11 protein-coding genes are annotated in these 13,019 nt (G+C 33.9%); 8 read left to right on the forward strand and 3 right to left on the reverse strand.

All coding sequences use genetic code 11. From position 1 onward, the window contains the following. Nucleotides 1-191: 191 nt before the first annotated feature. On the reverse strand, nucleotides 192-2,297 hold the full coding sequence (gene recG, locus CLV00_RS12215; protein ID WP_099715447.1) for an ATP-dependent DNA helicase RecG: 2,106 nt from the start codon (nucleotides 2,295-2,297) through the stop codon (nucleotides 192-194). Nucleotides 2,298-2,503: 206 nt separating this feature from the next. On the opposite strand from recG, the gene CLV00_RS12220 reads away from it, so the two are divergent. The 5 genes from CLV00_RS12220 (at nucleotide 2,504) to CLV00_RS12240 (ending at nucleotide 7,934) form a co-directional block, all read left to right on the forward strand. Continuing rightward, nucleotides 2,504-3,451, forward strand: coding sequence for a hypothetical protein (locus tag CLV00_RS12220; protein ID WP_099715448.1), 948 nt, complete (start codon nucleotides 2,504-2,506; stop codon nucleotides 3,449-3,451). A 42-nt stretch (nucleotides 3,452-3,493) separates the two neighbouring features. Beyond that, nucleotides 3,494-4,039 carry a DUF1697 domain-containing protein gene (locus CLV00_RS12225; RefSeq protein WP_099715449.1) on the forward strand — a complete coding sequence of 182 codons (546 nt, stop codon included), beginning with the start codon at nucleotides 3,494-3,496 and terminating at the stop codon, nucleotides 4,037-4,039. A gap of 206 nt (nucleotides 4,040-4,245) precedes the next feature. After that, nucleotides 4,246-4,671, forward strand: coding sequence for a hypothetical protein (locus tag CLV00_RS12230; RefSeq protein WP_099715450.1), 426 nt, complete (start codon nucleotides 4,246-4,248; stop codon nucleotides 4,669-4,671). 253 nt (nucleotides 4,672-4,924) lie between these two features. After that, nucleotides 4,925-6,409: an aminopeptidase P N-terminal domain-containing protein gene (locus CLV00_RS12235; protein WP_099715451.1), complete on the forward strand. Its 1,485-nt coding sequence runs from the start codon at nucleotides 4,925-4,927 to the stop codon at nucleotides 6,407-6,409. 304 nt (nucleotides 6,410-6,713) lie between these two features. Beyond that, complete coding sequence (locus tag CLV00_RS12240; RefSeq protein WP_099715452.1) at nucleotides 6,714-7,934, forward strand: ATP-binding protein; 1,221 nt, start codon at nucleotides 6,714-6,716, stop codon at nucleotides 7,932-7,934. Nucleotides 7,935-7,953: 19 nt separating this feature from the next. On the opposite strand, the gene CLV00_RS12245 is transcribed toward CLV00_RS12240, so the two are convergent. Further along, nucleotides 7,954-8,691, reverse strand: a complete 738-nt coding sequence (locus tag CLV00_RS12245; RefSeq protein WP_099715453.1) for a diphthine--ammonia ligase — start codon at nucleotides 8,689-8,691, stop codon at nucleotides 7,954-7,956. 99 nt (nucleotides 8,692-8,790) lie between these two features. On the opposite strand from CLV00_RS12245, the gene CLV00_RS12250 reads away from it, so the two are divergent. Together CLV00_RS12250 and CLV00_RS12255 are read left to right on the forward strand one after the other, a co-directional pair. Then, complete coding sequence (locus CLV00_RS12250) at nucleotides 8,791-9,378, forward strand: transposase (protein ID WP_099715454.1); 588 nt, start codon at nucleotides 8,791-8,793, stop codon at nucleotides 9,376-9,378. After that, nucleotides 9,375-11,438, forward strand: a complete 2,064-nt coding sequence (locus CLV00_RS12255; RefSeq protein WP_099715455.1) for a M1 family metallopeptidase — start codon at nucleotides 9,375-9,377, stop codon at nucleotides 11,436-11,438. The genes CLV00_RS12250 and CLV00_RS12255 overlap by 4 nt, the downstream gene beginning before the upstream one ends. Before the next feature lie 73 nt (nucleotides 11,439-11,511). On the opposite strand, the gene CLV00_RS12260 is transcribed toward CLV00_RS12255, so the two are convergent. Beyond that, entirely contained in the window at nucleotides 11,512-12,033 is a 522-nt protein-coding gene (locus tag CLV00_RS12260; protein ID WP_099715456.1) for a hypothetical protein, read from the reverse strand. Between the two features lie 129 nt (nucleotides 12,034-12,162). Here CLV00_RS12260 and CLV00_RS12265 point away from each other — a divergent pair, with 129 nt between their 5' ends. Next, entirely contained in the window at nucleotides 12,163-12,933 is a 771-nt protein-coding gene (locus CLV00_RS12265) for a TSUP family transporter (RefSeq protein ID WP_099715457.1), read from the forward strand. The last annotated feature ends 86 nt before the right edge of the window (nucleotides 12,934-13,019 follow it).

Here is a 13,019-nt window from a genome sequence, read left to right on the forward strand (position 1 = left end):
GTACATACAAATATTAACATTTAGAAAATACAAGATTTACAAATGAATGCAAGCAATAACAACCTCTAATTAGTAGAGACTGCTAAAAATGAAAATGGTTTAATCAAGAATTGAAAAAAGAAACCTTTTTTAAGAAAATAAATTTAGTAGCTTAATTTTAAACAGATAAAAAATGCACATCACGTATTGAATTAACTAATATAATTCCAGATGTTTTTCTTTTTGGTCATTTCGATAAAAACAGCTCTCAAAGCAGTATGCTCCGGTTTTTGCATTCCCGCATCTTCCTTAAGTAATTTTAAAGCATAATTTCTGGCTAATGCCAAAGTATCTCTGTCTCGAACCAAATCGGCAATTTGAAGATTAAGTACGCCACTTTGTTGGGTTCCCATTAAATCTCCCGGACCGCGAAGCTTCAAATCAACTTCGGCAATTTCGAAACCATCGTTCGTTTGCACCATTGTTTCCATTCGGGTTTTACTATCGGAACTTAATTTATGGCTCGTCATCAGGATGCAATAACTTTGTTCCGCGCCACGACCCACGCGACCGCGAAGCTGATGCAGTTGCGATAATCCAAAACGTTCCGCACTTTCAATAATCATCACACTGGCGTTCGGAACATTCACGCCAACTTCAATTACGGTTGTAGCTACCATAATATTGGTTTTTCCTTCCGAAAAGCGTTTCATTTCGGCATCTTTATCCGCCGGTTTCATCTTTCCGTGAAGTATGGAAATTGAATATTGCGGCAACGGAAAATCTCTGGAAATACTTTCGTAACCGTCCATCAAATCCTTGAAATCCATTTTCTCCGATTCTTGGATTAACGGATACACAATATAGATTTGGCGTCCCAAAGCGATTTCGTCCCGAAGGAATTTCCAAACCTTTAATCTGTTGCTGTCAAAACGGTGTACGGTCTGAATTGGTTTTCGTCCTGGAGGCAATTCATCAATCACTGAAATGTCTAAATCGCCATACAAACTCATCGCCAAAGTTCTGGGAATAGGCGTTGCAGTCATCACCAAAACGTGTGGCGGAATCACATTTTTCTTCCACAATTTAGAGCGTTGTTCTACGCCAAAACGGTGTTGTTCATCAATTACAGCCAGTCCTAAATTCTTGAATTTTACTTTATCTTCCAGTAAAGCATGCGTTCCGATGAGAATGTGTAACGTTCCGTTTTCCAGTTCTTCATGGATAATTCTGCGTTGTGCTATTTTGGTGGAACCCGTTAGGATTCTGATATTTATATTTAACGTTTCTGCTAATTCGGATAAACCAACAAAATGCTGATTCGCCAAAATTTCCGTTGGTGCCATTAAGCACGCTTGAAAACCATTATCAAGCGCCAAAAGCATGCTCATAAAAGCAACAATTGTTTTTCCGGAACCTACATCGCCTTGCAGCAAACGGTTCATTTGGGCGTTGCTTCCCATGTCGGTTCGTATTTCTTTGATAACTCTTTTTTGGGCATTTGTCAATTGAAAAGGCAAATGATTCTGATAAAAATCATTGAAATATTCGCCCACTGTACTGAACGGATGCCCTTTTATTTTATGTTTCCTAATCAGATTTTTAGTAATTAATTGCAACTGAATAAAGAACAATTCTTCGAATATTAATCGGAATTTGGCTTTCGCCAAAACGTCTGCGCTTTTTGGAAAATGAATGTTGAATAAAGCTGCTTTTTTAGGAATCAGCTTCAATTCGTTGATTAAATAATCCGGTAAGGTTTCCGTAAACAATGCTTGCGTTTCAAGAAACAATTGTTGCATCAGTTTATTAATCACTCGGTTTGAAATCCCACGATTGGTCAAGGTTTCTGTCGAAGGATAAACCGGTTGCATCGCCGAACGCAGACTTTGTTCATGTTCGCTCATCAATTCAATTTCCGGATGCGCCATATTGAACGCATTCCCAAAAGACGTACATTTTCCGAAAATCACACAGATTTCATTCAGCTTCAAACTCTCTCGAATCCATTTGTGACCCTGAAACCAAACGAGTTCCATTTGACCTGTATCATCCACAAAAGTAGCGACTAATCGTTTTTGGTTTCGTCCAAATTCTACTGTTTTTATGTTGATGATTTTACCGATAATCTGAACTTCGGCAATGTTGTTTTGCAGTTCGTTAATCTTGTAATACCGTGTTCTGTCAATGTATCTGTTTGGAAAAAAATTAACCAAATCCACGTACTTATAAATCCCCAATTCCTTACGCAGCAATTCGCCCCGATTGGGACCAACGCCTTTGAGGTATTCAATGGGAGTGAGTAGGAGGTTGCTCATTTAGTTTTTTTTGGACACGGATGAAACGGATTTGCTTCTCTCGACTTCGCTCGAGATGGCAAAACGCAGATTAAAACGGATTTTAATTCGATGGAGCGAAGATAGTTTTTTGTTTGGAAATTTGGAAATGGGAATGTTTGGAAATATCGTAGGAAAATATGTATATTTGAAAAAAAAAAGAATAAAAATAAAAATTCTAAAATCATATGAAATATAAAATTCAATACTTGTTACTACTTTTAACTATTGTAGGAATAAATTTCAATTTAAATGCCCAATCGCCAAAAATAACTATTGAAAGAACTGTTAATTCTGATAATAGTATTGTTTTGAGTTATAAAAAGGAAGAACCGGGTAGTTATTTTATTTATTTAAATTTTTCAAATGTTACAAATAGCTACGTTTCGAATTATAAAACCGTTATCGATGGTCATTCAGGCAATTTACTTACACTTAAGCCATCAAATAACAAGCAATCAGTAGGTTATGCATTACAGTATTATGTAATATTTGGTAAACCTAATCCAAAAGTCGACAGCTTGTTTCATTATGTTTTACCTTTTAAGAAAGGGAAAAAACATAATATTATTGAAGCTTCAAATTTAGGTGAAAAATATTTTGACCAAGTAAAACCTAAAAATTGGAAATCTTATGTAATCAATTCTACAACGCCAGATACAATTTGTAGTATGAGAAAAGGAATTGTCGTTAAAATTGATAATCAATATCAAAATTCTTCACGAGATATGATTTATACGAGCAAAAGAAATTCTATAACTGTAGAACATTCAGATGGAACAATAGCGATGTACAATGGATTTAAAAAAAATCTAATATTTGTAAAATTAGGTCAAACTGTCTATCCACAAACTGAATTAGGAGTAATAGATGAGTTTAATTCAAATGTTTACAGAGCAGATATTTCTATAGCTTTTTTATCTGATAAAAGTTTCAACTCTATTACTATGCAATCTTTGCAGAATTACAAAAGCAAGTATGAATTTGTAACTCCATATTTTGTAACTGAAAAGGGTGTAGAAAAATTAGTTTCCAATACAGAATATACGTCTGTTTGTAATGAAATAGTATTTTCAGAGGAATTAAGTCGATCCGAAAAGAAAAAATATCTTAAAAATCCAGCTTTATTTAAATAAAAACAAAAACATACTACCTTCGCAAAATAAAAAGCTTAAAAAATGACAACTCATCTCGCATTGCTTCGTGGTATTAATGTTTCCGGTCACAACATGATAAAAATGGAGGCGCTAAAAACGACTTTGGAAGCCATTGGTTTTCAAAATGTGCTAACATATATTCAATCGGGAAATGTTTTTGTGGAAACGGAGGAAGAAAGCCCTGCGAAGGTTGGTTTTCTAATCAAGCAGGAAATTTTCAAGGTTTTTGGTCATGAAGTGCCTATTGTGGTAATTGCCAAAGAAGACTTGGAAGCGTGTTTCAAGAACAATCCTTTTTTGAAGGAAAAAGATATTGATATTAAAAAGTTATACGTGGCTTTTATTTCTACGACCTTGCAAAGTACCAGTATCAATGATTTGAAAATTAGCCAATTCAAACCGGATGAAGCCAGTATTGACGGTAGCAGAATTTTTATTAAATATGCTGTTGGAGCCGGAAAGACTCGATTTGATCAAAAATACATTGAAAAAAAATTAAATGTTACCGCAACAATCCGCAATTGGAATACGGTGACGCAGCTACTGAAACTCTACGAGGGGAGATAAATAAGGACTTCACAAGTAATAAAATAAGCCACAGATTCTCCGATTTTTTTAAATCAGTTAATCTGTGGCTATTTATTTATAGGCAACCGAGAACCTATAAATAGTATCGTTTTATGCATTTTTTTTACTTTAGAAAAAAATAATTATAATTTGACGCAACCTTTTGCGAGAAGTAGCATCTAAAGAATATCTGTAAAATCTGATACATGAAAAAACAAATCATTCTTGTTGCTTTCCTTGCTATTTTCAGCTCCTGTTCAAAGGACGAAGCTGAAGCAATTGTTACTACGGATTTTTACGGAAAATGGACTTTGGTTGCGATGACAGGTTCTTTCCAAAATTCTGGAACTACAGGTGCAGCAATGGAATGGCAAGAATATTATTTGTTCAACACCAACGGAACTTTTACAAAATCCAGAGAAAGAAATGGGGTAACAACAACACTTTCCGGAACCTACACGACTACCAATCAATCAGACGGAATATTTTTTGAATTAACATATCCCAATGACAGCGAAATTATAGGAAGCTGTTACGGAAATCAAAAAGAAGGATTGTATTTAACGGACAATAATTCCTTATCCAGCACTTGGAGTTATTGCGATGGTCCCAGATTAAAGTATAAAAAGTAAATTATAAGTGCTTATTAAAAAACATTTTTCATAAAATTTAGTTTTGGTTAATTTTAGAATGATGAAGCACTTTTGCTAAAGAGTACTCAGAAGTTGAAAAACTTTTGGTGCTCTTTTTCTATTTTTAAACGAATAAAAGAAAGGGACTTTCAATAAAAATAGTAATTGGTACGCACAAAAAAATTATATTTACCTATTAATTCATTCATCCAAAACCTCGCTTTATTTTGCAAAACTCTAATATTTTAATGCTATGAATTTAAAACTTTCTTTTGTTTTTTCAGTTCTTTTTGTTTGTGCAGCAATAGCACAAAACGGAAATCCAAACGATTATTTATCGGCTCAATTCCATAAAGAGCGTAGAGAAGCCTTGCGTGCCAAAATGCCTAAGAATAGTGTGGCGGTATTTTTTGGTAATCCTATTAGGAACCGAGCCAATGATGTGGATTTTATCTACCATCAAGATCCTGATTTTTATTATTTAACAGGTTATAAAGAGCCGAATTCAGTTCTGGTAATTTTTTCGAACAATCAAACCAATAAAGATGGAAAGTCATTCAATGAATTGTTGTACGTTCAGGAAAAAAATCCAAGAGCGGAGCAATGGACAGGAGTGCGTTTAGGAACGGAAGGTGCCAAAAAAGAGTTGGGTTTTGAAAATGCTTTCAATGGAGCAGCGTTTTTAAATTCGGGGATTGATTATGCCAGTTTTGACACTGTTTTCTTTAAGGAATTTGAAGAAGATACCCGAAATTCGAAAAATGAAAAAGCCGATTTATACAAGTTAATTGGCGCCTTTAAATCCCAAATTGGCTACAATGAAAAAGTGAAATCTCAAATGGATTCAAATGTGCAAAACGAAATTAATACTAAAAAAAGCATCACTTCAAAAAAGGCCACTATAAATACCAAATCGATTTTGACGTATATGGCGAGTTTGCGTGAGAAAAAATCCAAAGAAGAGTTGGTTTTGTTGACAAAAGCCGTTCGAATTTCGGCTATGGGACAACGCGAAATTATGAAAGCGATGCATCCAGGAATGTCTGAAACTGAAATACAGGGAATTCACGAATTTGTTTATAAAAAGTACGGCAGCGAGTTTGAAGGTTATCCGTCAATCGTAGGCGCTGGAAACAACGGTTGTGTGTTGCATTATATTGAAAACAGCAAAATGAAAGTCGAAAATGATTTGGTTTTGATGGATTTAGGTGCTGAATATCATGGCTATACTGCCGATGTAACCCGAACGATTCCTGCTAACGGAAAATTTTCTACTGAGCAAAAGCTAATTTATGATTTAGTATATGATGCTCAAGAAGCGGGAATTGCTGCTGCTAAAATTGGAAATAATTTTAATGCACCAGATGCTGCGGCACGCAAAATAATCAGTGCCGGTTTAGTGAAACTAGGAATTGTTAAAACGGAACAAGAATCCCGTAAATATTTTCCGCACGGAACTTCGCATCACATTGGGTTAGATGTTCACGATCCGGGCTTGTACAATGCTTTTGAAGCAGATATGGTCGTTACTGTAGAACCGGGAATTTACATTCCTATCGGTAGTGATTGTGATAAAAAATGGTGGGGAATTGCGGTGCGAATTGAAGATGATATTTTGATTACTACAAATGGACCCGTAAATTTATCTGGAGAAGCGCCAAGAAAATCAAATGAAATTGAAGCACTTATGAATGAAAAAAGTGTTTTGGATACCTTCTTTGTACCAAGTTTAGATTAATTAATTTTCAAGTAATTAGATTAATTTCTTGTTGCTTTTTACTATTTAATAGCGATAGATTTGAATACGTAAGGAACCGTTCTAAGTTAATAATCACAAATTAACTTAGAACGGTTCTTTCTTTTTGTATTAAAATTTATATAAAAAGAATGCTTATCGAAAGTAAAGCTTAAGAAAATAAATACTTTTGCAAACGTTTTACTATTTGTATATTAATGATGAGCGAATAAGTGCTACTAAAAAATATTTAAGATAGTATTACACAAAGCATTCCAAAAATAAAGCATAAAAAAATACCACAAAAATGATTGTACCAGAAAAGTATATCCAAGAAGAAGAAAGAATTAAATTATTGGAATCCTATTCTATTCTAGATACCCTTCCAGAAGCAGACTATGATAATTTGACCTTGATAGCATCGCAAATATGTGGAACTCCAATAGCTCTTATCACTTTTGTTGATGAAGAACGCCAATGGTTTAAATCGCATGCAGGATTAGATATTTCAGAAACTCCAAGAGATTATTCTTTTTGTGCATATGCAATCAATGACCCCAAAAATGTTTTCATTATTCCGGATGCGAGAAATGATATTCGTTTTCATGATAACCCAATAGTTGCCGGCCAACCCAACGTGATTTTTTATGCCGGTGTACCTTTGACAAATGAAGATGGATTGCCACTTGGAACCATTTGTGTGATTGATCACAAGCCAAAAATTTTGACTCCTGCTCAAATTGGTTCGTTAAAAGCACTTTCTGAACAGACGATGAAATTATTGGAACTGAGGTTGAATAAATTGCAATTAGAAAAAACAATGGAAGCCTTGGGAAAAAAGAATCTGGAACTGGAACGATTTGCTTACATCGCGGCGCATGATTTAAAATCTCCTTTGGCTAATATATCTGGACTGACTGATTTTTTTATTGATAATTACAACGAAACAATTGATGAGGATGGAAAAGAAATTATTAATTTAATTAAAAGTTCTTCGGCTAAGTTAAGAGAGATGATTGACAGCTTGTTAGCGTACAGCAAGTCAAATGTGATAGAGAAAGAAAACAATACTGAAGTACAAATTGCTGTTTTAGAAAAAGAACTTTCAAGCCTTTTTATTTTCAAAAAAAACTGTTCTATTACTTTCAAATCGAATGTAAGCTGTGTGTACATCAATAAAACTGCGATTGAGCAAATATTGATTAATCTCGTTACAAATGCTATAAAGTATAACGATAAAGAAAATATTGAGATTGAAATTGAAATAATTGAAGAAAATGACTTTTATAAAATTGCTGTTAGCGATAACGGACCGGGAATTTTAAAAGAATATCATAAAGTTATTTTTGAAATATTTGAAGTAATTTCAACAGTAGATCGATACGGTGTAAAAGGAAACGGAATAGGCTTAGCAACGGTAAAAAAGATAGTGGAAGCTTTAAACGGTACTATCGATATTGAGTCTGAAATGGGAAAAGGATCAAAATTTAAATTCACATTAGGTCGCGAAAAAGAATTAGTAGTCTAGGTTTTTCTATTTAGAGAAACTATTTCGATACTAAATCACAATACCAAAATCCAAAATCAAATGCATCAGGAGCACTGGTATCACAAGCGGTATCTGAGGAATCTTCATTTTCTGGTTTTTCGTATTTTCGGTACACGATTTCTCCAATTTCAAAATCAATTGGTTTCGAAAAAATAGGACCATCAAATGTGAACGTGTGAAATTCACCATTTTCACCACAAACATCTACATTTTCGGGTAAGTCGTTTATGAAATCCTGATCAATCACGCGACCAACAAAGCTTTTATCCAAGAATCGTTCGTTGACACAAACCACAATTGTTTTAAATCCTAAACTGATAAATTCTTGAATGAGTTCGTGAGTTGGGATTTTCCAAAGCGGGAAAACACCTTGAAAACCTATTTCGGCTAATTTATCTTCACGGTATTTACGCAAATCTTCGAGAAAAATATCCCCAAAAATAGAATGGGTTACGCCTTGTTTTTTTAGTGTAGCCAATGTTTCGAGCATCACATTTTCGTAAACTTCCATGGTGGGCATTTCGGGAATTTGCATGATTTCAAGCGGTAATCCAATGCTTTCAGCTTGTTGTTGCAATAATTCAACTCTAACACCATGCATAGAAATACGTTGGTATTGTTGGTTTACGCTGGTCAGCAAACAGGCAATTTCAATTTCAGGATTTTGTAGTGTTTTATATAAGGCCAGCGCAGAATCTTTTCCGCTGCTCCAATTAAATAAGGCTTTCGTTTTCAATGTAATTTTCTTGTAATTTTCTGGAGGTAAACTTACAAAATTAGTCGGATTAGTTTTGTAAACCTTTGTAACTTTGGGAATCTTAGCTAATCATTTTAAATGCCATTATTTAAAAATAGATATCAAACCGAATCAAATCGATTAAAAAATTGGGACTATTCCAGTGAAGCTATCTATTTCATTACGTTAGTTGCCCAAAACAGAGAATGTATTTTTGGTGCGATTGATGACAATAAAATGATATTAAACGACAACGGGAAAATAATTGAAACGGAATTATTGAAATCAATTACAATTAGGGAACGTTGGTTTTTCCATAATTGGGTTATTATGCCCAACCATATTCATTTGTTAGTTGAAATTATTTCATCATCCGAAGTAGAGACGCACTGCAGTGCGTCTCTACCTAGTGCGTCTCTACAATTGGAATCGGAATCCCATTCGGAATCAAAACCACAAAAATTATCACGAAAGCCCAATTCCATTTCATCGTTTGTTGCGATTTTTAAATCGGTTACAACCAAACAAATAAATGTAATTATGAATTACGATGCCAATACCATTTGGCAATCAAATTATCATGATCATATTGTCCGAAATTATAATTCATTCGATACCATATATCATTACATAAAAAATAATCCAAAAAATTGGAATACAGATTCCATAAATTCAAGTTCAGAATGAAATACTTATTCTTTTTTATTTCCACGTTCTCATTTGCCCAACAAACCCAATTTGTTGATTTTAAATCGGTTTTGGGAAAAATTACCATAAATCCGATTGAAAAAATAGTTTCAGGAGATGTCGATTATGATTTTGATGTTTTGAAATCCATAGACACGATTAAAATTGATGCTCAAAATATGGAATTTTCGGATTTAAAACTCAACGGAAAATCCATTAAATTTCTCAATACACAGAAACAATTACAAATCATTTTTCCGTTTAAAAAAGGGAAAAACAACCTGACTTTTCAGTATTCGGCTAAGCCAAAGCAAACGATGTATTTCATTGGTTCAGAAGCAAATGACAATATACAAATTTGGACACAGGGACAAGGAAAATATACCAGTCATTGGTTTCCGAGTTTTGATGATGTTAATGAAAAAGTAATTTTCAATTTGAATATTGTATATAATAAAGACTATCAGGTAATTTCAAATGGAGTGTTGAAATTTAAGTCAGGACTTGATGGACTTTCGGTTTGGCAATACCAAATGCAAAAACCGATGAGTTCGTATTTATTGATGCTCGCCATCGGAAAATTTGAAAAAAACATTCAAAAATCAAATTCTGGAATTCCTTTAGAAATGTACTTGGAACCAATAGACGGAGCCAAATTTGAATCAACATATCGCGATTCAAAAAGAATGTTTGATTTTTTAGAAAAGGAAATAGGAGTGAAGTTTCCTTGGGGAATTTACAAACAAGCGCCTGTTCGGGATTTCTTGTATGCCGGAATGGAGAATACATCGGCAACGCTTTTCAACACCCGTTATGTGGTCGATTCAACAGGTTTTGAGGACAGAAGTTACACAAATGTCAATGCGCATGAATTAGCACATCAGTGGTTTGGAAATTTAGTCACTGCTGAAAGTGGAAAACACCATTGGTTGCAGGAAGGTTTTGCAACGTATTATGCGCTGTTAGCCGAAAAGGAAATCTATGGCGAAGATTATTTTTATTCTAAATTATATGAGTCGGCGCAACAATTGAAATTTGCTTCCCGAACGGATACGATTCCCGTTTTGAATGCCAAAGCCAGTTCGTTGACTTTCTATCAAAAAGGCGCTTGGGCACTTTTTGTTTTGCACGAAGAAATAGGCGATAAGGTGTTTAAAAAAGCGGTGAAAAACTATTTGAAAAAACATGCATTTCAGAGTGCAAATACGGAAGATTTCTTTGCTGAAATCAAAAAAGTATCGGATTTTGATTTGGATAATTTCAGTAAAGTATGGCTTGAAAAAACTGTTTTTAATACATTGCAAGCCAATAATTTATTTCTTAAAAATAAATCAATTCAAGTGTTGTTTGAAGTGGATAAATTAAAGAACCAACCGTTATCAGAGAAAAAAGAATTTTTTGAAAAAACACTCCAATCTGATGTGCATTTTTCGGTAAAAGAAGCAATTGTAAACCAATTGAAAAATGAAAAATGGGAAGATGTAACGAGCCTTTTTATTTTAGCTTTAGAAACTAAAAACATACAATTGCGTCAAACGGTTGCAGCATCATTAAATGAAATTCCGGAAAGTTTTAGAGTCCAATATGAAACTTTATTAGAGGACAAATCCTATCAAACACAAGAAATGGCGCTGTATAATTTATGGAATAATTTTCCGGAGCAACGCATTCAATATTTAGATAAATCAAAAACCTGGATGGGTTTTAATGATTACAATTTAAGGACATTGTGGCTGACACTCGCTTTATCAACACCCAATTATGTTGAAGAAAAGATTGCCTTGGTAAATGAATTAATACAGTATTCGTCAATTAATTACGAAGCAAATACCAGACAAAATGCTTTGGAAAAATTGCTTTCTTTCAAAATAATAAATGATGTTGTTTTGGAGAATTTGGTCAACGCAACCACACATCACATGTGGCAATTCTCGAAATTTGGAAGAGATAACATTAGAAAATTATTAAAAAATCCGGAAATGAGAGTTTCATTGGAAAGAATTATTCCGAATTTAAATGAAGCCGAGCAATTTCAGTTGAACCGATTGTTGAAGGAATAAATTTAATTCTAAATTACGATTTTCATCCGACCATAGCAACTGGCGAAGCATTTCTTAATTCAGAATTAATTATCTACCACAACTGACCTACTTCGTTTTTGATGTAAGCTAATGCAGCATTACTTGGTGATTGCTTTTCCATCAAATCGCTTAAAACTACTTCACGTAATTTATCGGCATTGTCTACACGTTCACTCATATTCGCTTTTCGAATCATTTGTATTGTAGCATTTTTTGCAGTTACAATGATAGTCCAACATTCATCTGACATGTAAATTTGTTGGGTTAAATTGTGCTCAAATTCTTGTTCGATTTGTGCAATTATCAGATTTTCGTAATCGTTTTTATCGTTAGAGATTGGTGTAATCCGAATTAATAATTTAGTTGGATTGATGCGTTCCATATATAATGACATACGCTCATAGGCTTGTAAACGCAGGGGTAAAGCATTTTTTTGAGCTTCTTTGTTTAGTAAATAACGACGTCTTCCTTCTTCGTTTTTGGTATGGAGATCAAAAAAATAATAGGCAACAAGACCCGTAACTATTGCCGGTAACGTATAACTTAGTAATTCTATAATTTTTGTAGTATCCATGCTTTGATAAAATTTATAAAAGCAAAAATATACTTTTTTGACTATAAATCAATTCCATTTTAATAGCAATACATCAATACGAATAGTATTTTTGCCAATCACTAAGGGAATATTAAAAATAATAGTTAAATGGAAACCTACATATTAGTTTTACTTTGTTTGGCTGCTTTCGCTGCAGGATTTATAGATGCCATTGTTGGTGGCGGCGGTTTGATACAAACACCTATGGGTTTGATTTTATTGCCTAATCTTCCAGTTTCAACCGTAATTGGAACCTTGAAAGTTCCTGCATTCAGTGGAACTTCGTTTGCTGCATATCAGTATCTTAAAAAAGTGGATATGAACTGGAAATTGCTGGCTATCATGATGCTTTTGGCATTTCCTTCGGCATTTTTAGGTTCTACTTTGTTGACATATGTGAGCAATGATTTCATGAAACCATTATTGCTGGTCGTTCTTTCTTTTTTAGTGATTTACACGTACGCCAAGAAAAATTTTGGGCAACATATTGAAAAGAATCATTCTTCGAGAACCCAAATTTGGAATGCGATTGCAATCAGTTTTGTAGTTGGTTTATATGATGGATTTATTGGCCCGGGAACAGGAAGTTTTTTGGTGGTGGCTTTTATTGCAATCATGGGTTTTGATTTTTTGCATGCTTCCGCAAATGCCAAAATGGTGAATCTGTCGACTAACTTTGGTTCTATTTGTCTTTTCATTTTAAAAGGTAAAATAATTTGGGCAGTTGCATTACCTATGGCTGCCAGTAATGCTCTTGGCGGTTGGATTGGTGCTAAATTAGCCATTAATAAAGGAAACAGTTTTATTCGGATTTTCTTTTTGGTAGTTGTTGTTGGTACTCTAATTCGTTTTGCGTACGATGTGTTTTTTAAAGATTAACAATTTTGCTAATGGCTTTATAGCAAGTGAATTTTTGGTTAAATCAGAACTCATTATGATTGTAATTTAAACCTGTTTTCTAAATC

The sequence above is a fragment of the Flavobacterium sp. 11 genome (assembly GCF_002754315.1).
Lineage (GTDB): Bacteria > Bacteroidota > Bacteroidia > Flavobacteriales > Flavobacteriaceae > Flavobacterium > Flavobacterium algoritolerans.